This window comes from Oxalobacteraceae bacterium OTU3CINTB1 (genome assembly GCA_024123955.1).
Classification (GTDB): Bacteria; Pseudomonadota; Gammaproteobacteria; order Burkholderiales; family Burkholderiaceae_D; genus Rugamonas.
Map to the genome: position 1 here is coordinate 2,149,612 of CP099652.1, position 23,529 is coordinate 2,173,140.

The window sequence follows — 23,529 nt, forward strand, 5'->3', positions numbered from 1 at the left end:
ATGCTGCTGGTGCTCTGCGGCGTGGTCAGCGCCGGTTGGGCCGCGCAGGTGGCCGGGACCATCACCCAGCTCAGCGGCCCCTTGCTCGCCAAGAAGGCCGATGGCGCGGTGCGCGTGCTGTCGCTGCGCTCGGAAGTGGAGAGCGGCGACACGCTGATGACGGAGAAAAACACCTACGCCTTGGTCAAGTTCATCGACAACAGCGAGATCACGCTCAAGCCGGGAACCACATTCAAGGTCGAGAACTTCGCCTTCGACGCCGGCAAGCCCGACGGCGACCAGGCTTCGTTCAGCCTGGTCAAAGGGGGGCTGCGCTCGGTCACAGGCCTGCTGGGTAAGCGCAACAAGGAAAAATTCTCGATGAAGACGCCAAGCGCCACCATCGGCATCCGCGGCACCACGTTCATCGCCGACCTGGTCGAGCCGTCGGCTGAAGAGGCGGCCGTGGCGCTGGCCGCGCGCGAGGCCTATTTGATGGCCAGCACGGCGTCGCTGGACGCGCTGGCGGCGCCGCTCAAGCCGCTGATGTTGGCGCAGGGACCGATGCCGCCGTCGCGGGCGAGCACCGCGCTGCCGCCGGGCCTGTATGTCAGTGTTATCGACGGCATGATCAATGTGAGCAATACCGGCGGCTCGCTGAATTTCAGCGCCGGCCAGTTCGGCTATACGCGCAACACGGTGGTGCCGCCAGTGATGGTGCCGAACAATCCAGGAATCAAGTTCACGCCGCCATCTACCTTCACCAGCAGCACGACCACCTCCGGTTCCGGCGCCAGCGCCACCAAATCGGCGGCGGTCGACTGCGAAGTCCGGTAGGCCAGCGCGCCGCAGGAACGGGGCGGGCCGCTAGCGCCCGCCGTCGCCGCGCTGCACCGGCATGAACGCCGCCAGCGCCGCCAGCGCGACCGCGCCGTGCAACAGATAAGTGACCGGATAGCCATAGCGCGTCACCAGGTAGCCTGCCACCACGTTGCTGGATGCCGCGCCCAAACCCTGCACCATCATCACCGCCGCCAACGCCAGGTTGAAGTGGCCGCTGCCGCGCGTCAGGCGCTCGACCAGGAAAGGCGTCAGGATGCCGAGCAGGCCGACGCCCACGCCGTCGAGCAGCTGCACCGGATAAATCATGGCGAAGTCGGCGTAGGCCCAGGCCAGCACGCCACGCAGCGGCAGGCTGAGCATGGCCAGCACCACCGCCACCCGGACCACATCGCGCCGGATGATCCAAGGCGCCGCCAGCGCGGCGGCGAGCGCCGCCAGTTGCGACACCATGGTGATCACCGCCGTGGTCTCGAACGGTTTTTGCATCTGCACCGCGAACTGCTGCGCGATCAGCCGCGCCAGCGGCGCGTTCCCAAAGTGGAACAGCAGCAGCGACACGCTTAACAGCAGCAGCGGCTTGTTGCGATACAGCGTGTGTAGCGGCGGCGCCTTGCCGCCGGCTTGTTCGCCGACGGTCTCACCGCCTGCCGCCAGGCCGCGCGCGGCCGCGTGATCGATCGTCCCCGGCGCGATCGCCAGCGTTGCGGCAATGGCGGCCACCGTCGTGACCAGCATCAGCGCCGCCACTCCGGGCAGGCCGAACCAGACGCTCGCGGCCCAGGTGCCGCCCAGCAGAACGATATTGCCGGCGTGGTTGTAGGCCTCGTTCTTGCCGAGTTGAGCGCCGAAACGGTCGGGACCCACCACGCCCAGCGTGATGCCGACCAGCGCCGGCATGATGAGTACACCCGCCACCGCCGCCAGCGCCTGGCTGCCGAACACCACCCAGCGCTCCGGCCAGGCGATACACAGGAAAGCGCCCAGCGTGATGAACGCCACGGGCAGCACGATCATCGCGCGCTTCTGGCGGCTGCGATCGGCCAATGCGCCTGCGGGCAGGCCGGCCAGCAGGCCGATCACGCCGCACGCCATCGCCAGCAGACCCAGGTCCATCGGACGCCAGCCTTTGGTGCTCAGATAGGCGTCCAGGAACGGACCGAGGCCGTCGCGCGCGTCGGCCAGGAAGAAGTTCAACATCGCCAACGCCATCAGGCTGGCGCCCGACGGCGCGTTGCCCGTGGTCGCGGTGCCCGCCGCGTTGCTGGCCGCGTCGGCGGACAGGGCGCGTGGCGCCGTCATGACCGCACCCACAGCAGCGCCAGCGCCGCCGCCAGACCGGCCGGCATCACGACCATGCCCAGCCTCAGGAAGCGCCATGCGCCCACGTGGAGGCCTTCGCGCCGGAGGGCCGTCAGCCACAAGATGGTCGCCAGCGAGCCGCTCACCGATAGATTCGGTCCAAGGTCGATGCCGATCAGGGCCGCCGCGCGCAGCGGGCCATCGGCGGCCACATGGTCCAGGGTGGCGGCGCCCAGCAGCCCGGCCGGCAGGTTGTTAAACAGGTTGCACGCGACGGCGAGCAGCGCGCCGGTGATATTGCCAGCTTGATCCGGCCAGCGCGCTTGCAGCGCCTGGAGCTGACCGGCCAGCGCCGCCACCACGCCGTGCTGCTGCAAGGCCTCGATCAATACGAACAGGCCGGCCACCATCAGCAGCACGTCCCACGACAGCGCGCGCAAGGTGGCCGTCGGCATGGCACGGGCACTGACGCTGACCAGCGACAGCGCGACCACCGCCGCGGCCAGCGTGACAGGACCGAGCGCCAGGCCGAGTGACGACGCCACCGCCAGCAGCAGCGCCGTGCCGGCCAGCGCGCCGACCGTCAGGCGGCCGGCCGTTGTCAGGTGCGGCACCTCGATGTCGCGCCGGATCGTTGTCGTCAGCTCCCCGCGCAGCAGCAAATACAGGGCGACGCCGGTGGCGACGATCGCGCCCAGCGATGGCAGCAGGAAGAGCGACAGCCATTGTCCCAGCGCGGGCATATGCTCGCCGAACATCACCAGGTTGGCGGGATTGGAGACCGGCAGCACGAAGCTGGCGGCGTTGGCGACGAAGGCGCAGATAAACAGATACGGCAGGGGTGGGGCGTCTACCGCGCGCGCGACCGCGTACACCGCCGGTGTCAGCACCACGGCGGTGGCGTCGTTCGACAGCAGCACCGTGACCACGGTGCCGGCCAGGTAGACCAGTAAAAACAGGCGGTGGCCGGAGCCGGCGGCGGCGCGCGCGGTGTGCGCCGCCAGCCAGTCGAAGACGCCGTGGCGGCGTCCCATTTCGGCCAGCAGCATCATACCGGCCAAAAACAGATACACGTCCCAGCCGCGCGCGGCGCCGCTGACGATGCTCGCCGGGTCGATCAGCTGGAACAGCGCCAGCGCCAGCACCGCCAATGTCGCCCATACCGCTTCGGGCACGCGCCAGGGTCGCAGCACGATGCCGGCCATCGTCAAGCCTGTGATGATCCACAATATATTTTCAGTCGCCACGCGGTGGGTACTCCGGTTACGGTTGATTGGCCGGCGGTGTGCCGGGTGGTGAAGGGCGCGCGGGCCGCGCAGGCATGTCACGGGTCGCCGCGCGCGCCGTCGACAGGTTGGCGCCGACCGTGATCGCTTCGAGGGAGATGCCGGCGGCGCCGCGCGTGCCGATGCCGGTGGCGGCGAATGGCTGGGCGGGCGCCAGCCGTGTGCGGACCAGGTCCGGGCGGAAGTAGATGATGTCGCCATTGGTGAGGATGACGCCATTGGCCTCGCCGCGCGGTCCGCGCAACAGCACGTCGATGGTACCCGCCGATTCCAGCCTTTGCAGCGGTAGTCGCGTCGCCGGCGGGGCGGGCGGGCCCGCAGGCTCGTCGCCGACGCTGGCGCCCGAAGACAGGTTGACCAGGGCGGCGGCACGGATCACGCCACCGTCGGCGACCTGGCCGATGACGCGCACCCGGTCGCCCGGCACGGCGGCGCCGCCGATTCGCGCGGCCACGTGCGGCGCGAACAGCACCACCGTGCCGTCGGCCAGGCGCAGGCCGTTCGGATCGCCGTAAGGGGTGTTCAGATAGCGCGCGATGACGCCTTCGGCCACCGGCGCGGGGGCGGTGGCCGAAGGAGCGCGCGTTGGCGGTGGTGGCGCCGCCCGGGCCTCGCCGAGGCAAAAGCCGGACAGCGCCACCGCCAGCGCCATGGAGCGTGTCAGCGAAGACGGTGGCATTGTCACGATGGTGTTACGGCTGGCCGACAGGCGGCGGTGCCTGGGTTCCCGGCGCCGGTGGCGGCGGCGTGTCGAGCGGCCTTTTACCCGCCGGACCGCGCGGCTTGGGTGGCGGTACAGGCTTGGCGGCGTTGCCCCGGCGGGCCTCCGCCGGTGGCGGCGGTGGCGGTGGCGCGTCCGCGCCCGGCGGTGGCGGCAAGGGTGCTCCCGGTGGTGGCGCCGGAGGCGCCGGCGGTGGCGGTGGTGGTGCAGGTTGGCCTGCAGGTGGCGGCGGTGGGGCCGGATCGGTTTGCGGCGGGGCGGCGGATGCGGCCGCAGCCAGCGACAGCGCGATGACCATCATCGGGTATTTAAGAACATTCATGACTATCTCCTTGTGTGATGTCGAGGGGTGGTAGTCATGACTATGCAGATAGCGTGCCAAGCCCGCGAGCCGCTGTTTGCGCGGCCGCGTACCCGGGGTGTCCGCTGGTGTTACACCCGGGTGTCAATGGAACGGACAGGTGTCCGGCAGCGCTACTCCATCCGGTATTGCGCCAGCTTGCGGTACAACTGTTGGCGCGACAGGCCGAGGCGCCGCGCGGCTTCGCTGCGATTGCCCGCCGCCGCGTCCAGCGCGCGGCGCAGCATGGCCAGTTCGACCTGCGCCAGCGCGCTTTCGAGCGTGCCATCCCAGTCGATGTCCGTGGCGGTGGTGGCGATCGTGTCGGCTGGCTTGCCGTCCGGGCGGCCGGCGCCCAGACCGAGGTGTTCGACCTCGATCAGGTCACCTTCGCTCAGGGCGATGGCGCGTTGTATCGTGTTGCGCAGTTCACGCACGTTGCCCGGCCAGTCGTGCGCCTCCAGTGCGCCCAGTGCCGCCTCGCTCAGGCGTTTTGCGTGGCCGGCGGCCCGTCCACGCAAAAAATGCGCGGCCAGCAGGGTGACGTCGCCCGCGCGTTCGCGCAGCGGCGGCAGCGTGATCGTGATGACCTGCAGCCGGTACCACAGGTCGGCGCGGAACGTGCCGGCGGCCACCTCGGCCTCTAGGTCGCGGTGCGTAGCGGCGACCACCCGCAGGTCGACCCGCTCGCTGTGGCGCGCGCCCAGCGGCGTCACTTCGCGCTCCTGCAGCACGCGCAGGATCTTGGCCTGGGTCGGCAGCGCCATGTCGCCGATCTCGTCGAGGAACAGGGTGCCGCCGTCGGCTTCCCGAAAGCGCCCGGGCCTGTCGCCGGTGGCGCCGGAGAACGCGCCTTTCACATGGCCGAACAGTTCACTCTCGAGCAGCTCGGCGGGGATTGCCGCGCAGTTGACGGCGACGAACGGTCCTGCGGCCCTGGCGCTGTTCTGATGCAATGCCTGCGCCACGAGCTCCTTGCCGGTGCCGGTCTCGCCCAGCACCAGCACCGAGTTGTCGCTGTCGGCGACCAGGCCGATGCGCTTGAAAATGGCGCGCATTTCCTCGCTGTTACTGAGCATCTGGTCGTCGGCCTGGATGCCGTCGTCCGCCGGCGTGCCAGGCGCCCCACGCGATGCCTGCGCGCCGGCCTTGAGCGCCCGGCCCAGCGCCATGGTCAGGGCGTCGCGTCCGAGTGGCTTGGTCAAATGGTCGAAAGCGCCCAGGCGCATCGCCTCGATGGTGTTGGAGCCGCTGGCGTAGGCCGTCAGCATCAAGCACGGCACGCCCGGCGCGATGGACGGCGCCGCGCGCAGGAAGGCCAGGCCGTCGTCGCCGGGCAGGCGCAAATCGACGATGGCGGCGGCTATCCCGCCTTCGGCCAAGGCGCGCAGCCCGGCCTCGCAACTGGCGGCCTGGCGCACGCCGTGGCCCAGGTCTTCCAGCGTCTCGGCCAGGGTGGCGCGGAACGCGGCGTCGTCGTCGATGATCAGGATCATGGCCATGGCAGCTCCAGTTCGATGCGGGTACCGCTGGCCTGCTGGTCGCCAAGCGCTACCTGGCCGCCGTGGGCCTGGATCACTTCGCGCACCACGGCAAGTCCCAGCCCGGTGCCGCCATCGCGGCCGGTGACGAGCGGATCGAACAGCGTGGCGCGCAGCGCGGGCGGCACGCCGCTGCCGTCGTCGGCCACCCACAGGCGCAGCACCGCGCCATCGCGCGCCGCGCCAAGCTGAATATGGCCACCGGCGGCGGTGTGGGCCAGCGCGTTCAATACCAGGTTGTCGATCACGCGTTCCATTTGTCCCGGGTCGAACAGCGCCGCGGCGCGCGCGGCCTCGTCGAGGCCCGGCTGCAGGTCGAGGCTGAGCGTCACGCCAAGATCGGCGGCCGCTTCTGCGTGCTGCCGGACGCGCTGTGTGAGCCAGTCCGCCATCGCCACAGGCGCGCGTTGTGGATGGAAGGAGCGCGTCAACGCGAGCAGGCTGGCCACCAGCGTTTCGAGCCGCTGTACTTGCGCCAGCGTGGTGTGCAGCGCCGCCTCCGTGCGCGCCTGGCGCCGCTCCGGCGGCGCCGCCAGGGCGTTGTCCACCTTCATGCGGATGGTGCCGAGCGGGTTGCGGATCTCATGCGCCAGGCCGGCCGCCAGGCCGCCCAGTGCGGCCATGCGCTCGCTGGCCACCAGCAGCGCCGACAGGCGTTGCGCCTCGCGTCCCCACCGCGTGAGCAGCAGGGCGAAGCCGGCGCCGGCCAGCACCAATGAGCCCAATAGCAAGCTGAGGGCCAGGATCAGATGCCGGAGCGCGCCATCGGCGATGGTCGCCACCCGGGTCAGGGTCCAGCCGGCGACGTTGGCGGCCACCGGGCAGGCGCTGTAGACGACCGCCTCGCGCAATCCCGGCCGCACCTCGTCGACGGCGGCGCTGGCGGCCAGCGCCTGCTCCGACAGCGCCGCGAGCCGGGGGGATTCGGCCGCCGGCACGTCGGTCTTGGCGCCGCTGCCGTCGTAGGTCGGGAAGGCGTAGGCGAACACGCCGCGCTGCCGGTCCCACAGGCCGCCCTCGACGCCGGCGTCCTCGCGCAGGGCCATGTCGACGATGGCGCGCGCCGTCGCGGTGTCGCCCGTGGCGCCGACGTCGATGCGTTCGCCGCCGGCGCGCATGATCTGGCACAGCACGGCGGCGCGCGCGCGGGCCGCCGGAATCTGCCAGTCGGCGCCCTGGCGGCCCAGTTGCAGCAGCAACCAGACCAATAGCAGGACCATGGCCGCGATGGCCGTCCAAAGCCACAGCAGATCGCGTTTTAACATTCCGCCCAGCGCCACATCGATCTTTCGTATCATGTTGATATGCCGATTGTAGCGGCAATCCCGGCGGTTTCCGTGCGCGACCGGACGCGCACCGCGAAAAAGTGCTTGACCTTCCAATCGTGGGATACTTGAAGCTAGCGTCCATAACCTGCCATTCGAGTGAACATCATGACTTCAACCGCTGAAAAAACAGTCTCGCAATCGATCAAAATCGAGGGCATGAGTTGCGCCTCCTGTGTCGGACGCGTGGAGCGCGTGCTCGCCGCCGTGGAGGGCGTCGACCAGGTCAGCGTCAACCTGGCCACCGAGATGGCGCGCGTGGAGTCGGCGCATCCGATCGATTTCGGCGTGCTGCAACAGGCGATCGACAAAGCCGGCTACCAGGCCAAGCCCGCACCGGCGCCTTTCGCTCCCGCCGCCCCGGCGGTGATCGCCCCCGGCGCCAGCGGCTACGCCGTGCTGCTCGCGGCGCTATTGTCGTTGCCGCTGGTGCTGCCGATGCTGCTCGAACCGGCCGGTGTCCATTGGATGCTCGACGGCCGCATTCAATTCCTGCTGGCGACGCCGGTGCAGTTCTGGCTCGGCGCGCGCTTCTACCGGGCCGGCTGGCTGGCCGCGCGCGCCCGCAGCGGCAATATGGATTTGCTGGTGGCGATCGGCACCAGCGCCGCCTACGGTTTGAGCGTCTACCAATTGCTGACCGCCACCTCCGCCATGCCGCATCTGTATTTCGAGGCGTCGGCCGTCGTCATCACGCTGGTGTTGCTGGGTAAATGGCTGGAGGCGCGCGCCAAGCGGCAGACCACGTCGGCGATCCGCGCGCTGCAGGTGCTGCGGCCGGAATCTGCGCGTGTGCGGCGCGGCGACCAGGATGTCGATGTGCCGATCGCGCAGGTGCTCCCCGGCGAGATGGTGGTGGTGCGGCCGGGCGAACGCATCGCCGTCGACGGCGTGGTGGTCGAAGGCGCCAGCCACGTGGACGAAGCGCTGATCACCGGCGAGAGCCTGCCCGTGGCACGCCACGCAGGCGATCGCGTGACCGGGGGCGCGATCAACGGCGAAGGCATGCTGCTGGTGCGCGTGACGGCGGTCGGCGCCGAAAGCACCCTGGCGCGCATTATCCGCCTGGTGGAGGACGCGCAGGCGGCCAAGGCGCCGGTGCAGCATCTGGTGGACCGCGTCAGCGCGGTGTTCGTGCCGGTGGTGCTGGTGCTGGCGCTGTTGACGTTGGTGGGCTGGTGGCTGGCGTCCGGCGATGGCGAGATTGCCATCATCAACGCGGTGGCGGTGCTGGTGATCGCCTGTCCGTGCGCGTTGGGACTGGCCACGCCCGCCGCCATCATGGCCGGCACCGGCGTGGCCGCGCGCCACGGCATCCTGATCAAGGATGCGGAGGCGCTGGAGCTGGCGCACCGCATCACCACCGTGGCCTTCGATAAAACCGGCACGCTGACCGAAGGAAAACCGTCGCTGGCGGTGTGCGAGCCGGTGCCCGGCACCATCGACAAAACGCGCCTGCTGCAGTTGGCGGCCGCGGTGCAACGGGGCAGTGAGCACGCGCTGGCCCGCGCGGTGCAGCAAGCCGCCGAAGGAGAATCGGCCGATGCGATGACCGCCGCCGACATCAGCGCCTTGCCGGGACGCGGCGTCGCCGCCACGGTCGACGGCATGCGGCTGATCCTCGGCAGCACGCGCCTGATGGCGGAGCAGGGCGTCGCGCTCACCGCGCTGGCGGCGCGCGCCGCCGAACTTGAACAGCAAGGATTGACCGTCTCGTGGCTTGCCGCGCAGTCGCCGCAACCGGCCCGCTTACTGGGTTTGCTGGCCTTCGGCGACCGTATCAAGCCGCAGGCCCGCGCCGCGATCGAAGCGCTGCACGCGCTGAATATCGAGACCGTGCTGCTCACAGGGGACAACCAGGGCAGCGCCGATCACGTGGGTGCGACGCTTGGCATCCAGCGGGTGATCGCCAACATGCTGCCGGCTGATAAAGCGGCCACCATCGGCGCCATGAAGCGGCATAACCAGTGCATCGCGATGGTCGGCGACGGCATCAACGACGCGCCGGCGCTGGCCGCCGCCGATGTCGGCATCGCCATGTCCGGCGGCACCGACGTCGCCATGCATGCCGCCGGCGTTACGTTGATGCGCGGCGATCCGGCGCTGGTGGCGGCCGCCATCTCGATCTCGCGCCGCAGCTATAGCAAAATCCGCCAGAATCTTTTCTGGGCTTTTATCTATAACCTGGTCGGCATTCCGCTGGCCGCCTTCGGCTTGCTCAACCCGATGGTTGCCGGCGCCGCGATGGCGCTCAGCTCCGTGAGCGTGATCAGCAACGCGCTGCTGCTGCGCCGCTGGAAGCCGCAGGCGCAACCGGCTGATGAAGGAGGGAAGGTATGAATATCGGACAAGCGGCCAGCGCCACCGGCGTCTCGGCCAAGATGATCCGCTACTACGAGAGCATCGCGCTGATTCCGCCGGGGCGGCGCAGCGAATCGGGCTACCGAATCTATGGCGAGAACGACCTGCACGCGCTGCGCTTCGTCAAGCGCGCTCGCACGCTTGGCTTCTCGCTCGACCAGATCCGCGACCTGCTGTCGCTGTGGCAGAACAAGGAACGCGCCAGCGCCGACGTGAAAAGAATCGCCCTCGGCCATGTCGAGGAGCTCAACCAGCGCATCGCCGAACTGACCGAAATGCGCGACACGCTGCAAACGCTGGCGCGCTGTTGCAAGGGCAATGACCGGCCCGATTGTCCGATTCTCCAAAGCCTCGCCGATCCGAAATAGCCTGGGCATCCCGGCGTATCTGTCCGGCCGTCCCGGAACCACGTATAATCGCCACGTTTTGGTGCCCGCGCGTCCGTCTGGATGCGCAGTTAAACGGGAAACATGGCGCTGGCCCAGCCAGCCAACATGTGCTGCCCCCGCAACGGTAAACAAGCGTCGTCGCCGACGACTATCCGCCTCGCTACACCACTGTGCTTTTGCATGGGAAGGTCAGGTGGATTTGCTTGCGAGCCCGGATACCGGCCAAAGAGGTGGAAGCGCCCAGGCGCTTCCTTTCAATCCGCTCACGGGGAGGTGAGTGGCTTGCTTCTGTCGCTGGATCATTCAAATGCCTAACCTGCCTGCCGACGCGGTCATCCGCTCGATCGAGACGCTGCTGTACTCCATTTCCAACGTGCTGTATTTGCCCGTGCTGGCGGGGATCGCCGCGCTGACCTTGTACATGCTGGTGTGCTTCGGCACCTTCGGCGCCGAATGGATCGAGCGCCGGCGCGGCGTGCGCATGCTGGTGGCGACCGCCCGCCACGACATGGCGGCCGTGCTGACCGCGCAGGAGGGCGAGCCGGGACTCGATGCGCGGCTCGAGCGCGTGGTGCAGCGCGCCGACGCCGCCGGCGTGCGCCGCCTGGACGGCGTGCGCTTTGTAGTGCGGGTCGGCCCGGCGCTCGGACTGATGGGCACCCTGATCCCGATGGGTATTTCACTGGCCGGTCTGGCGCAGGGCAATTTGCCGAAGATGGCCGAATCGATGACCACCGCCTTCACCGCCACCGTGGTCGGCCTGGCGTGCAGCGTATGCGCCTATGTTCTGAGCCTGGTGCGCGAGCATTGGCTGCGCAGCGACCTGACCGACATCGCCTACGCCGCCGAAACCATGCTGGCGACGCACGCGAACAAACCGCACCTGATGCGCGTGGAGGCCTGATATGGCGATGCGATTTATGAACCGCCACCGCTACAGCCGCATCGGCGAGCACACCGAGGACCCGCTGGCCGGCGTCGCCAACCTGTTCGACGCCAGCATCGTCTTCATCGTCGCCATGATGCTGGCGCTGTTCTCGGCCTGGAACATGATGGACCTGCTGGACCCCAATTCCGAAGTCACCATCGCCAAGAAGAGCGCGGACGGCCGCGTCGAGGTGCTGACCAAGAAGGGCGCCGAGATCACAGTGAGCCGCGTCAGCGACAAGCCGTTGTCCGGTTCCGGCAAACGCCTGGGCACCGCTTACCAGCTGCCGGACGGGAAGGTCGTGTATGTTCCGGAATAAGCGTTTTGGGACACTGGAAGTTGTTTTACTGCTGCTGATCTCCTTCTTCATCGTCGGCTACGTGCATTCGGCGCAGGCGCCGCGCACGCTGGCGCTGATGCTCGGTGACGTCGAGTCGCGGCCGGCGGTGCTGGCGGTGCGCGGATTGCAGGCGGAGCTCAAGGAGCTCAATGTCGTCATCCGCATCATTCCCAACAACGGCATGACGCAGGCCGACCGCAATGCGCTGGCCAGCGCCGATGTCGCGATCGTCAACGCCAAGGGCAGGCTGGCGATGGCGGGACTCAAGGATGAATTGCAGGCGCTGAGGAAGTCGCGTCATCCGGTGTTCGCCGTCGGCGGCGCCATCGACGACAGCATCCGCGAGATGGGCGTCCAGGACGACAAGACCATCCAGCAGTATCATAGCGAGGGCGGCATCGAGAACATGGGCAACCTGCTGCGCTATATCTTGCGCCAGCATTTCGGCGCGACGCTGGCGGTGTCGCCGGTGCACGCGATGCCGGACGTCGGCCTGTACGACGTCGCGGCCAACCGCACCTACAGCAGTTACGAGCATTATTTGCAGGGCTATGCCAACTACAAGACCGGCGCGCCGTGGATCGCGGTGCCGTTCTATCGCGCCAGCCTGGTGGCGGGGCAAACCTTGCCACTGGCGGCCATCGTCGCCCGGCTCGAAGCGAGTGGCTACAACGTGCTGCCGGTGTTCGGCTATCCATACGACGTGCCGCTGCGCTTCCTGCTCGACGAAAACGGCAAGAGCCGCGTGGAGCTGATCGTCGCGCTGGGCATGAAGGTCGGCGGCACCGCCAACACGGGCGCGCTGCTCGACAAGATCGGCGTCCCGGCAATCAACGCCATCACCTTGAGCCAGCACACCGCGGCGCAATGGCGCGAATCGAAGATCGGCCTCGATATCATCGAGCGCACCTGGCAGTTGGCCGGTGCCGAGATGGCCGGACTGATACAGCCGACGGTGGTCGCCAGCCGTGAACGCATCAGCGATGCGCAGACCGGGCTGGCCTACGTCGAGGAGACGCCGATCCCGGAACGGATCGAACGCCTGAACGAGCGCGCGGCCGCCTGGCTGGCCTTGCGCCAAAAGGCCAACGGCGACAAGCGCATCGCCATGATCTACTTTAACTACCCGCACGGTTCCGAAACCATCGGTGCGGCGTATCTGAACGTGCTGCCGGAGAGTTTGTGGCAGATCGTCCAGCGCCTGAAACGCGACGGCTATCAAACGGGTGATGCGCTGCCGGCCGGCGAGGGCGAGCTGCAAGGCGAGATCCAGCAGTGGGGCAATTACCCCGGCAAGTCCAAAGGCGACTACATGACGGGCCTGAAGCATCTGGCCGAGAGCGGCCAGGCGCTGCTGGTGCCGCTGTCAGACTACCAGGCATGGTTCGCCAAAATGCCGCAAACGCTGCGCGATTCCATCCTGGCGTCATGGGGCAAGCCTGAAAGCGCGCCGGTTCTGTGGCGCGACGCCAAGGGCGAGGCTTTCTTCGTCTATCCGGCGCGCCGCTTCGGCAATGTGCTGATGGCGCCGCAGCCGGGCCGCGCCTGGGAGCAGAACCTGGAGAAGCTGCACAACGAAGTGAGCATGCCGCCGAGCCACGAGTACATCGCCTTCTATTTGTGGCTGCAAAAGGGCTTCCAGGCCAACGCGGTGATGCACATCGGTACCCACGGCACGCAGGAATGGCTGACCGGTAAAGAGGCCGGCCTGTCCGAGGACGACCCGACCGAAGCGCTGATCGGCGCCATGCCGAATATCTATCCGTATGTGATGGATGACGTGGGCGAGGGCATACAGGCCAAGCGGCGCGGCATGGCCACCATCATCGACCACATGACGCCACCGTTCGATATCGCCGGCCTCAATCCCGACTTGCGCGAGCTTGGCGCGCTGCTTAACGACTACCGCGTGGCCGAACAAAAAAGCCCGCTGCTGGCGCGCAGCCATCTGCTGGCGCTGAACCGCGTCGCGTCCAAAAGCGGCGTATTGAAGGACATGAAAAAGACCGAGCTCAAAACCGAAGCCGATATGGAGGCGCTGGAAGAGTATCTGGACGATACCGGCAACAAGCTGACGCCTTTCGGCCTGCACACCTTCGGCGTGGCGCCGACTGCGGAGCGGCGCAACGCCACCGCGCGCGCGGTCGTCAGCCTTGATGCCGGCGCCAGCGCCGAGCAGAAAGCCAAACGCATCGCGCAGCTGGAGAGCGATATCGAGCGCAGCGCGGCGCTGGAGCTGGACCGGTTGATGGAGGCGCTGTCGGGCCGCTACATCCCGGCCGGCGCCAGCGCGGACCTGGTGCGCAATCCGGACGCGCTGCCGACCGGCCGCAATTTCTTCGGCCTCGATCCGTCGCGCATTCCCAGCAAGACCACTTACGAGGCGGGCGCCAAGCTCGCGCTGCAACTGGTCGACGACTACCGCAAACGCCATGGCGTGTACCCGGACAAATTGAGCATGAACCTGTGGGGCGTGGAGACCTCGCGCCACGAGGGCATCATGGAGGCGCAGGCGATGGCGCTGATGGGCGTGCGTCCGACCTGGGATGAACGCGGTCGCGTGACTGGCGTCGAAGCGCTCACTCGCAAGGAACTCGGACGTCCTCGTGTCGATGTCACCTTGATTTCGTCGGGCCTGTTCCGCGACCTGTTCGGCAACCTGCTGGCGTTGATGGACAAGGCGGCTCAATTGGCGCAACAACAGGACGATCTGGGCGCTGCCGCCGACGCCGGCCAGTCGGGCAACGTGATGCAGGAGCACAGCCGCAAGACCGCTGTCGCGTTGCAGGCGACCGGCATCTCCGCCGACGAGGCGCGGCGCATGGCGTCGGTGCGTATTTTCGGCGTGCCGAGCGGCGCTTATGGCACGCAGATCGAAAAACTGATCCCGCTGACGAACGCCTGGAAGAACGAAAAGGAAGTGGCGGACGTGTTCATCAACCGCATGAGCCATCCTTTCGGCGCCGGCTACTGGGGCGACGACAAGGCCAGTCAGGCAAACCCCGCACAGCGGCGCGAGTTGTTCAAGCAGGCCATCAGCGGCAGCAAGATCGCGCTGCACAGCCGGTCCAGCAACCTTTTCGCGACATTGGACAACGACGACTTCTTCCAATACCTGGGTGGCACCGCGATGGCGATCCGCAGCGTCGACGGCAAGACGCCGGAGGTGGTGGTGAGCGATCTGTCCAATCCGCGCAAGCCGGGCCACAAGACGCTGGAGCAGTACATGGGCCAGGAAATGCAGTCGCGCTATCTCAATCCAAAGTGGGCCGACAGCATGCTGAAGGAAGGGTATTCCGGCGCGCGCTACATCAACCGCGTGGTCGACTACCTGTGGGCGTGGCAGGTGACGGTGCCGGAAGTGGTCGACGGCAGCAAGTGGCAGCGCATGTACGACACCTACGTGGCCGACCGCCATGGCCTGAAAGTGCGTGAGCGCTTTGCCGCCAGCGGCAACCTGCGCGCGTACCAGGCCGTGACCGACCGCATGCTGAGCGCCATCGAGCGTGGATACTGGAAACCGGGCGACGCGGTGCGCGACAACCTCACGCGGCAGAACGCGCGGGCGATCAAGGACGCGGGCGTGTCGTGCAGCGCGGATTCGTGCAGCAAGGCGACGTTGAAGATCGCGCCGCAGTTCACCGGCCAGTTCGTGCCGAACGTCGGCTCGAATCCGGCGATCGCACGCGGGGCGGCGGCTGCCGGCCGCGCAGGCGGTTCGGCGCCGTCGGCGCAGCCGGTGGCGGCCGCGCCGGGGCAGCAGCAGGCCAACGACGCCGCGATGCAGGCCGCGCTGGCGGACCTGCAAGTGCTGCAAGCGAAGTCGCAGGAACTGCAACCGGTACCGGCGCCGCGCGCGAAAGCCAAACCGGCCGATCCGGCGCCGGCATCGTTTGCGAAAACCGAGCCTGCCGACGCCAAGGTAAGCGGGTTTGAGATGCGGACGCTGGCCGATCTGAGTCCGGCGCAGAAGACGGTGGGGACGCTGGCCTTGCTGGCGCTGGCCGCCGGGTTGGTGGGCGCCGGCTACATCGGACGGCGCAAGAAGCTGGCCAAGCTAAAGGAAATGCTCTGAGCGGGGGCGGCTAAGGACATCAACGGACAAACATCCAAACCGTCAACGCCGCGCCGACCACCACCACGAACCCACGCATCACCTTTTCCGGCAGGCGGTGGATCAACCACCCGCCGCACAAGCCGCCGGCGATCCCGCCGACGCACAGCGCCAGGGCCGCCGGCCAGCTAATCAAACCTGAGGTGGCGAATATCATGGCCGCCACCGCGTTCATGGCCATCGCCAGGACGTTCTTGGTGGCCGCCGCCATGCGCACTTGCTGCCCCGCGACGGTCAGCGCCGCCAGCATCAGGAAGCCGATGCCGCCGCCGAAGTAGCCGCCATAAATCGCGATACATCCCTGCGCCAGCACCAGCACCCAGCGCGGCATCGCACCAGCCGCGTGCAGCGGCTTTTTGCGGAAACTCCCCCATGCGAACACGCTGGTGGCGAACAGCACCAGCCAAGGCACCAGCCGCTCGAAGAACGACGCCGGGGTGTTCAGCAGCAGCACCGCGCCGAACACGCCGCCGATGGCGCTGATGATCAGCATCTGTCGGAACGTCAGCGGGCCGACGTCGCCCACCAGCTTTCGTCCCGCATAGGCGGAAGTAATCTGACTGGGGAACAGCGCGATGGTCGACGTCATGTTGGCGGCCAGCGGATTCAATCCGGCCAGCAGCAGGGCGGGGAAGGTGATGAACGAGCCGCCCCCGGCGAGCGCGTTTTGCACGCCGGCGAGGAATCCTGCGGCGGCGACCATCAGGACGATGTGCAGTTCAAGCGGTGGGACTGGCGGCATGGGCGGGAGACAGACATGGTTGATGTGGGATCGGGCGGAGTAGCAGTTTCCGATCGATTATAACCGTGGCCGCAAAAGCTTTCCGGGCGCCGGGTTCGTGCGACGGGCCCGCGCCGGTGGTGCTACGATATTTCGCATGACGACACCCTACCAACTCTATTACTGGGACGGCCTGCAAGGCCGCGGCGAATTCGTGCGGCTGGCGCTGGAGGAGGCGGGCATCCCCTACGACGATGTGGCGCGGCGCAAGAAGGGCGTGCCTGCGTTGATGGCAAGCCTGGACGGCGACAAAGTCGATCATCCGTCGTTCGCGCCGCCGGTGCTGCGCGCGGGCGATCTGCTGATCGGGCAGACGTCCAATATCCTGCTGTTCCTGGGCGCGCGGCATGGACTGGCGCCGCGCGCGGAGGCGGGGCGCTTGTGGGCCAACCAGCTGCAGCTGACCATCTCCGACATCGTCGCCGAGGCGCACGACACGCATCATCCGATCTCCACCAACAAATACTACGAGGACCAGAAGAAGGAAGCCAAGGCGCGCGCCAAGGACTTCAGGGAGACGCGCATACCGAAGTTCCTGGACTATTTCGAAGGTGTGGTGCGGCGCAATCCGGGGCGCGGCGGCTGGGCCATCGGCTCCCGCCTGACGTATGTCGATCTGTCGCTGTTCCAGCTGATCGAGGGTTTGCGCTATGCGTTTCCGAAGACGATGGCGAAGCTCGAACCTTCGTATCCCGGCCTGGTGGCCTTGCGCGACAAGGTGGCGGCGCGTCCCAATATCGCCGCCTATGTGGGCTCGAAGCGGCGCATCCCGTTCAACGAGGACGGCATCTTCCGCCACTACCCCGAGTTGGAATAACCCGGGGCTGGCGGGGCATGCCGAATCAGGCGGCGGCGGTGACCGGGTAGCCGGCGTCGGCGATGGCTGATTTCAGCGGCGCCAGCGCCGTGGCGCTGTCGATTTTGACGGTCTTGGTGGCCAGATCGACTTCGACCTTGGCGGCGGCGTCGATCGCCTGCACCGCCTTGGTCACAGCGCCCACGCAGTGACCGCAACTCATGTTTTCCACTTGTAGCTGATACATCGACTTCTCCTTCTCGGTTTCGATGATCATACTGTATGCCTTCCAATCGTGGGAAGGTCAAGGGAGTCCTGATGAGTCGGAACGTCGCTTGGCGGATTACGCTGCGCTAATCCGCCCTACGTGGTTTAGATTGACGCTTGTTGCCCGGGGAACGCTCAGAGTCAACCCTCCGGCGGATCGTCCAGCCTGGCCAGGTCGAGGCTGACCATGGCCCAGATGCCGTCGGCGTAATCCGGCTCGCGCGACAGGTGCTCCACTTCGGACGGTCTGATTTCAAACGATTTGCCCTGCTCGACCAGCTGGCCGACGTGGCCGTAGATGGCCTTGGTGGCGTTGCTCATCGCTTTGTCCACCGTCTCACCGGTGGTCACGCAGCCCGGGATGTCCGGGACGGTCACCCCGTATCGGCTGCCTTCACGCTTCTGGATCAGGATAGGAATGTCCATGGTCTTACCTCAGCTGTGGTCGGAAAAGGCGGGCGAAATCAATGACTTGGATGTCAGTGTTATACAGGATGCCACAGGATTCAAGAACTTTCGTGGATCAACACGCTTACTTGTGCCAACTTGTGCATAGGTTGGGTGGCAGAAACTGTTTGCGGAAAAAAGAAGCCCCGCCGGCATTGCTGCGGGCGGGGCTAACAGGTACCTGTTTATTCTACTACATTACAGCACGTCGCTGGCGTGATCGGCCAGGCGCGAGCGTTCGCCGCGCGCCAGGGTCACGTGGCCGCTATGCGACCAACCCTTGAAGCGGTCGACCACGTACGTCAGGCCGCTGGAGCCTTCGGTCAGGTACGGCGTGTCGATCTGCGCGATGTTGCCCAGGCAGAGGATCTTGGTGCCCGGACCGGCGCGCGTGACCAACGTCTTGACCTGTTTCGGCGTCAAGTTCTGTGCTTCGTCGATGATCAGGAACTTGTTGACGAAGGTGCGGCCGCGCATGAAGTTGAGCGACTTGATCTTGATGCGCGAGCGGATCAGATCCTGCGTTGCCGCGCGGCCCCATTCGCCACCGTCCGAATCGGACTTGTTGAGCACTTCGAGGTTGTCGTCGAAGGCGCCCATCCACGGCGACATCTTTTCTTCCTCGGTGCCCGGCAGGAAACCGATGTCCTCGCCGACCGGCACCGTCACGCGGGTGACGATGATTTCGTTGTAGAGCTTGGTCTCGAGCACTTGCGCCAAGCCGGCCGCCAGGGCCAGCAGGGTCTTGCCGGTGCCGGCCTGGCCGAGCAGGGTGACGAAGTCGCATTCCGGATTCATCAGCAAGTTCAAGGCGAAGTTCTGCTCGCGGTTGCGGGCGGTGACACCCCACACATTGTTCTTGTTGTGGCTGAAGTCGCGCAGGGTTTGCAGCACGGCGGTCTTGCCGTTGATCTGTTTGACCTGGCCGTAGAACGGCGCTTCGCCATTTTTCGGCTCCAGGAAGATGAACTGGTTGACCAGCAGCGACGGCACGAACGGACCGGTGACGCGGTAGAACGTCGCGCTCTGGCCGTTTTTATTTTCCTGCCACGATTCCAGGTCCTTGCCGTGCTTGGTCCAGAAGTCGTCCGGCAGCTGGACGATACCCGAGTACAGCAGGTCGGTATCTTCCATCACGTGGTCGTTGAAGTAGTCCTCGGCCGGCAGGCCCAGCGCGCGCGCCTTGATGCGCATGTTGATGTCTTTCGACACCAGCACCACCGGACGGCCTTCCTGTTCGGCCTCGAGCGAGCGCACCACGGACAGGATCTGGTTGTCGGCTTTGCCGACCGGCAGGCCCACCGGCAGGTCCGCCGTTTGCATGCGGGTCTGGAAGTACAGGCGGCCCTTGGCGTCCTTGTTGCCCAGCTTGGACAGCGGGATGCCGTTCTCGATGGCGTCGTCGTCGGTGTTGGACACCAGCGCGTCGAGGGTGCGCGACACCTGGCGGGCATTGCGCGCCACCTCGGTCATGCCCTTCTTGTGGTTGTCCAACTCCTCCAACGTCATCATCGGCAGGTAGACGTCGTGCTCCTCGAAGCGGAACAGCGACGATGGATCGTGCATCAGCACGTTCGTGTCGAGCACGAACAGCTTGGTGGTGCCGGTCTGGTCGGCGTGACGGCTGGTCGACGACTTGATCGCCACTTCATTGGCCTTGTGCTTGGCCGGGTGTGGCGCCTCGGCGGTGATCGGCGTGACCTTGCCGCGCGCGGCGGGCGCGGCGGGAACGGCCTTGGCCTTCGCGGCCGGCTTGGCGGCCACCGGTGCCGGGGCGGGTGTCGGCGTTGCTTGGGCGGCCTTCAACACGGCCGGCGCGGCCTTCAGCACAGCGGCCACGGCCTTCGATTTGGCGGTGGTTTTCGCTGGCGCCGCAGGTGCTGCCGGCGCGGCTTGGACGGCGACCGGCGCCGCCGCTCTGGATTTCGCTACGGGTACTGCTTTGACGGGCGCCGCCTTCTTCGGCGCGGGTGCCGGCGCAATCTCGGCGACCGCCGCAATGGCGGAAACCGGGCGCGGCCCTGTCGCTTTTGGATAATCTTTTGCCAACAGTAAAGTCGCTGGCTTACTAGGTAATTTTGGCAGTGGCATCAGGATCTCAATTGAAAAATAACTGGAGGAATCCGCCCATGGGACAAGCGCACGTTTCCAATGGAGGAAACGTTAGTGCCGGATGGGGTGGATGCTGGGTGGAACGGAATAGTAGACTGCCGACGGGCGCACATCCTGCCCGGAGAAAGTACCGCGTGGTGGCCGGCTGGCCACCATGTAGGGTGGGAAGAGTGACAGTGATGACTCAAAATGGTTAACAAAATGGCTGGATGCGCATGATTCTGCTACGGTTGAGCAACTCTGAAAGGCAACGCGCAAACCTGTTAAGCCTGACGCGCCACAAATTCCAGCACTTCATCGACGTGACCCGCTACCTTCACGCCTCTCCATTCTTTCACCAATTGACCGCTAGCGTCAATGACAAACGTGCTGCGCTCGACGCCACGGACGGTCTTGCCGTACATTTGCTTCATTTTCATGACGTTGAACTGCGCGCAGACCGCCTCGTCGGGATCGGAAATGAGCTCGAAAGGCAGGCCCAGCTTGGCTTTGAAGCCTTCGTGCGAGCGCAGCGAATCGCGGCTGATGCCGTAGATTTCGGTGCCGGCGGCCTGGAATTGTTCGTACAGATCGCGGAACGCCATGTTCTCGGTGGTGCAGCCGGGGGTATTGTCTTTCGGGTAGAAAAACAGCACGGTATGGCGCGCTGGCCGGCCCGACAACTGGAACGTCCGGCCGCTCGTCATGGGGGCGGAAAAGTCGGTAACTACGGGTTGGCTATCAGCCACTGGTTTTCTCCTGGAGATGGACATCGACAATATGAGGGCGAGTTTTCACCCTTCAAGACGGGCGGGCAAAGTAAATATTGTCCAACCTGGCCTAGGACCGCGCCCGCAGGCGCGCGTGCAGCTGCTCGGCCGTGATGGACGCGCCATCGGCGGTCAGGCTGGAAATCGTCAGCATGCGGCCGTCGCCGCAAACGCCAAAGATGCAATTATCCACTACGGTCAAGCCCGGTGGCAAACCGACGGCGACGACGTTGCCGAAATTGCCGGACAGGCGGGCGCGCCCGATCACGTAACGCACGCCGGCGATGTCGGTGAAGGCGCCGGGGTAGGGCGGCGCGGCGGCGCGGTGCAGATTGTAGACCTGCCGCGCCGGCTGGCGCCAGTCGATGCGGCCGTCCTCGGGCGTGCGCGGGCCTAAGCCGGCGGCCGCTTTGGGACCTGCTCTGACACCGTTGTGCAGGCGCGGCGCCGTGCCGTCGAGCAGCGACGGCAGCACGCGCCACAAGGTCTGCTCGGCCGCCACGGTGACCTTGACGGACACGTCGAATGCGGTGTCGTCGGGCAGGATCGGCACCTCCACCTGCGAGACGATGGCGCCGGCAAAGGGCTCGGACGTCAACTCGTGCAGGCTGGCGCCGGTGACGGTGGCGTCGTGCAGCACCGCCCACTCGACCGGCGCGGCGCCAGGAAACTCCGGCAGCAGCGAGCCGTGCATATTGTAGGCCGGGGCGACCGCGAGCAACTCCGCCGGCAGCGTGCGGCCGTAGTCAAAGCTGAACATCAGATCCGGCATGGCGTCGCGCACCTCTTCCAGCAAATCGGGCGATGCAACATCGTCGGGGGCGGTGCAGGGGATGCGTTCTTCACGGCACAGCGAGCGCACCGATTCGTCGTGGTTGTTTACGCCGGGGTCTTCATGGTGGGTGACCACCAGCGCAACGTCGACGCCGCCGGCCAGCAGCACCTTGATGCAACGTACGCCGAGCTTGCGGTGCGCGAAGACGACCGCGCGTTGACGGCGGTCGTGGTCGTTCGTGTCGCCGGCTGCGTCGCTCATGGCCGCGCGCCTTGTGGTTTCGGCCGGCTCAGGCGCCCGCCTTGCCGGAGTTGTCAGTGTTGTCAATGATCAGCGCCAGGGTGACCTTGCGGCCTTCGCCCATCAGGATGTTGTAGGTGCGGCAGGCGGCCTGGCTGTCCATGCATTCGACGCCGATGCGGCGCATCGTCAGCGCGGCCGTCAGGCGCGGGTGGATGAAGCGCTGTTTGACGCCGGTGCCGAGGATGACGACGTCCGGCGCATCGGCGCCGATGATGTCGAAATGCTCGGCGGTGAGGGATTCGAAGGTCGGCGCCGGCCAGGCGCGCGGCTCGGTTTCCGGCAGCACGATCAGGCTGTAGTTGTAGCGCTGGGCGTTGATCTCGACCCCGGTTTCATCGTAGCCGGTGACGGTTTGGTACTTTTTGGTATCGCTTGCGTGGAGCTTCATGGTGGTATCTGCTATTTGATGGCTTGTCTAAGCGTTATTAGTAGCATTGTAGCCTTTTTCAAGGGGCGCTTCGCCGTTTCGCCCCGCCAGAGGTTGATTAAACGGGTGGCTTTCGGCAGAATGGTTCTTTTCGCATTGCAGCACAGGCCGCCATCGCGTTTTTGGCAGGCCACAGCGGTTTGCCTCACCAAGACAGGATTTTATTTTGCGACCGATTCAAAAATCGAACAAACTGGCGGAAGTCTGCTACGAGATCCGCGGCCCGGTGCCGGAAAAAGCCCGGCAAATGGAAGAAGAAGGCCACAAGATCACCAAGTTGAATATCGGCAACCTCGCCGTGTTCGGTTTCGATCCCCCGGACGAGATCGTCCAGGATATGAAAATCAACCTGTCCAACGCGGCCGGCTACACCGATTCCAAGGGCATGTTCGCGCCGCGCAAGGCGGTCATGCACTACACGCAAGGCAAGAACATCGCCGGCGTGTCGATCGACGACATTTACCTGGGCAACGGCGCGTCCGAACTGATCGTGATGTCGATGAACGCGCTGCTCAACACCGGCGACGAGGTGCTGGTGCCGGCGCCCGACTATCCGCTGTGGACCGCCGCCGTCAGCCTGTCCGGCGGCACGCCAGTGCACTACATCTGCGACGAGCAACAGGATTGGTTCCCGGACATTGAGGACATCCGCCGCAAAATCAACTCGAACACGCGCGCTATTGTCGTCATCAACCCGAACAACCCGACCGGCGCGTTGTACCCGGTCGAGCTGCTGCAACAGATCATCGAGCTGGCGCGCCAGCACCAGCTGATCATCTACGCCGACGAGATCTACGACAAGGTGCTGTACGACGAGGCCGAGCACGTCTCGATCGCCTCGCTGGCCGACGACGTGCTGTTCGTCACCTTCAACGGCCTGTCGAAGAACTACCGCGCCTGTGGCTACCGTTCCGGCTGGATGGTGGTGTCGGGCGAGAAATCCCATGCGAAAGACTATATCGAGGGCCTCAACATGCTGGCCTCGATGCGCTTGTGCGCCAACGCACCGGGGCAGTTTGCGATCCAGACTGCGCTCGGCGGCTACCAGTCGATACAAGACCTGGTGGGACCGGGCGGGCGCCTGTTGAAGCAACGCGATCTGGCCTACAAGCTGCTGACCGATATTCCGGGCGTCACTTGTGTCAAGCCGAAAGCGGCGCTGTACATGTTCCCGCGCCTCGATCCGAAAATCTATCCGATTGCGGACGACCAGCAGTTCGCCTACGAATTGCTGGCAGAAACGAAAGTGCTCATCGTCCAGGGCAGCGGCTTCAACTGGATCGCGCCGGATCACTTCCGCGTCGTGTTCCTGCCGAACTCGGACGATATGACGGAAGCCTTTGGCCGTATCGCCAAATTCATGGAAGGCTACCGCAAACGCCACGGCGCCAGCTTCTAGCCTCCAC

Annotated in this window: 21 protein-coding genes and 1 riboswitch; of the genes, 8 read left to right on the plus strand and 13 right to left on the minus strand. The window is 66.2% G+C overall.

All coding sequences use genetic code 11. The features are described from left to right. Entirely contained in the window at positions 1-816 is an 816-nt protein-coding gene (locus NHH73_09360; protein ID USX28467.1) for a FecR family protein, read from the plus strand. A gap of 30 nt (positions 817-846) precedes the next feature. On the opposite strand, the gene NHH73_09365 is transcribed toward NHH73_09360, so the two are convergent. From NHH73_09365 to NHH73_09390, 6 genes are all read right to left on the minus strand, one after another. Further along, positions 847-2,121: an MFS transporter gene (locus tag NHH73_09365; protein ID USX28468.1), complete on the minus strand. Its 1,275-nt coding sequence runs from the start codon at positions 2,119-2,121 to the stop codon at positions 847-849. After that, positions 2,118-3,326, minus strand: coding sequence for an SLC13 family permease (locus NHH73_09370; GenBank protein ID USX29596.1), 1,209 nt, complete (start codon positions 3,324-3,326; stop codon positions 2,118-2,120). The genes NHH73_09365 and NHH73_09370 overlap by 4 nt, the downstream gene beginning before the upstream one ends. A gap of 58 nt (positions 3,327-3,384) precedes the next feature. Next, entirely contained in the window at positions 3,385-4,086 is a 702-nt protein-coding gene (locus NHH73_09375; protein USX28469.1) for a hypothetical protein, read from the minus strand. Between the two features lie 13 nt (positions 4,087-4,099). Then, on the minus strand, positions 4,100-4,450 hold the full coding sequence (locus tag NHH73_09380; protein USX29778.1) for a hypothetical protein: 351 nt from the start codon (positions 4,448-4,450) through the stop codon (positions 4,100-4,102). Between the two features lie 152 nt (positions 4,451-4,602). Then, the gene (locus NHH73_09385; GenBank protein USX28470.1) at positions 4,603-5,970 is read right to left on the minus strand and encodes a sigma-54 dependent transcriptional regulator; all 1,368 of its coding nucleotides are present in this window, start codon (positions 5,968-5,970) and stop codon (positions 4,603-4,605) included. Beyond that, complete coding sequence (locus NHH73_09390) at positions 5,961-7,307, minus strand: HAMP domain-containing histidine kinase (protein ID USX28471.1); 1,347 nt, start codon at positions 7,305-7,307, stop codon at positions 5,961-5,963. The genes NHH73_09385 and NHH73_09390 overlap by 10 nt, the downstream gene beginning before the upstream one ends. A 135-nt stretch (positions 7,308-7,442) precedes the next feature. Here NHH73_09390 and NHH73_09395 point away from each other — a divergent pair, with 135 nt between their 5' ends. The 5 genes from NHH73_09395 (at position 7,443) to NHH73_09415 (ending at position 15,427) form a co-directional block, all read left to right on the plus strand. Then, complete coding sequence (locus tag NHH73_09395) at positions 7,443-9,674, plus strand: heavy metal translocating P-type ATPase (GenBank protein USX28472.1); 2,232 nt, start codon at positions 7,443-7,445, stop codon at positions 9,672-9,674. Then, entirely contained in the window at positions 9,671-10,063 is a 393-nt protein-coding gene (gene cueR / locus NHH73_09400) for a Cu(I)-responsive transcriptional regulator (GenBank protein USX28473.1), read from the plus strand. The genes NHH73_09395 and cueR overlap by 4 nt, the downstream gene beginning before the upstream one ends. Before the next feature lie 42 nt (positions 10,064-10,105). Continuing rightward, a riboswitch (cobalamin riboswitch) is annotated at positions 10,106-10,326 on the plus strand. A 65-nt stretch (positions 10,327-10,391) separates the two neighbouring features. Continuing rightward, positions 10,392-10,988 (plus strand): MotA/TolQ/ExbB proton channel family protein, encoded by a 597-nt coding sequence (locus NHH73_09405; GenBank protein USX28474.1) that lies wholly within the window; start codon positions 10,392-10,394, stop codon positions 10,986-10,988. A gap of 1 nt (position 10,989) precedes the next feature. Beyond that, complete coding sequence (locus NHH73_09410; GenBank protein ID USX28475.1) at positions 10,990-11,331, plus strand: DUF2149 domain-containing protein; 342 nt, start codon at positions 10,990-10,992, stop codon at positions 11,329-11,331. Next, positions 11,318-15,427: a cobaltochelatase subunit CobN gene (locus NHH73_09415; protein USX28476.1), complete on the plus strand. Its 4,110-nt coding sequence runs from the start codon at positions 11,318-11,320 to the stop codon at positions 15,425-15,427. The genes NHH73_09410 and NHH73_09415 overlap by 14 nt, the downstream gene beginning before the upstream one ends. Positions 15,428-15,446: 19 nt before the next feature. On the opposite strand, the gene NHH73_09420 is transcribed toward NHH73_09415, so the two are convergent. Next, entirely contained in the window at positions 15,447-16,208 is a 762-nt protein-coding gene (locus NHH73_09420; protein USX28477.1) for a sulfite exporter TauE/SafE family protein, read from the minus strand. A 136-nt stretch (positions 16,209-16,344) separates the two neighbouring features. Here NHH73_09420 and NHH73_09425 point away from each other — a divergent pair, with 136 nt between their 5' ends. Beyond that, positions 16,345-17,064, plus strand: a complete 720-nt coding sequence (locus tag NHH73_09425) for a glutathione S-transferase (protein USX28478.1) — start codon at positions 16,345-16,347, stop codon at positions 17,062-17,064. A gap of 25 nt (positions 17,065-17,089) precedes the next feature. Here NHH73_09425 and NHH73_09430 read toward each other — a convergent pair whose 3' ends face one another. From NHH73_09430 to NHH73_09455, 6 genes are all read right to left on the minus strand, one after another. After that, a complete protein-coding gene (locus NHH73_09430; protein ID USX29597.1) occupies positions 17,090-17,290 on the minus strand; it encodes a cation transporter in 201 nt (66 codons plus the stop codon). A gap of 161 nt (positions 17,291-17,451) precedes the next feature. Then, positions 17,452-17,736 carry a type II toxin-antitoxin system HicB family antitoxin gene (locus tag NHH73_09435; GenBank protein ID USX28479.1) on the minus strand — a complete coding sequence of 95 codons (285 nt, stop codon included), beginning with the start codon at positions 17,734-17,736 and terminating at the stop codon, positions 17,452-17,454. Positions 17,737-17,955: 219 nt separating this feature from the next. Then, a complete protein-coding gene (locus NHH73_09440; protein USX28480.1) occupies positions 17,956-19,848 on the minus strand; it encodes a PhoH family protein in 1,893 nt (630 codons plus the stop codon). Positions 19,849-20,132: 284 nt separating this feature from the next. Continuing rightward, positions 20,133-20,555 (minus strand): peroxiredoxin, encoded by a 423-nt coding sequence (locus tag NHH73_09445; GenBank protein USX29598.1) that lies wholly within the window; start codon positions 20,553-20,555, stop codon positions 20,133-20,135. A gap of 133 nt (positions 20,556-20,688) precedes the next feature. Further along, positions 20,689-21,654: a formyltransferase gene (locus NHH73_09450; GenBank protein USX28481.1), complete on the minus strand. Its 966-nt coding sequence runs from the start codon at positions 21,652-21,654 to the stop codon at positions 20,689-20,691. A 28-nt stretch (positions 21,655-21,682) separates the two neighbouring features. Then, on the minus strand, positions 21,683-22,084 hold the full coding sequence (locus tag NHH73_09455) for an Mth938-like domain-containing protein (protein USX28482.1): 402 nt from the start codon (positions 22,082-22,084) through the stop codon (positions 21,683-21,685). A gap of 205 nt (positions 22,085-22,289) precedes the next feature. Here NHH73_09455 and NHH73_09460 point away from each other — a divergent pair, with 205 nt between their 5' ends. Then, entirely contained in the window at positions 22,290-23,522 is a 1,233-nt protein-coding gene (locus NHH73_09460; GenBank protein ID USX28483.1) for a pyridoxal phosphate-dependent aminotransferase, read from the plus strand. The last annotated feature ends 7 nt before the right edge of the window (positions 23,523-23,529 follow it).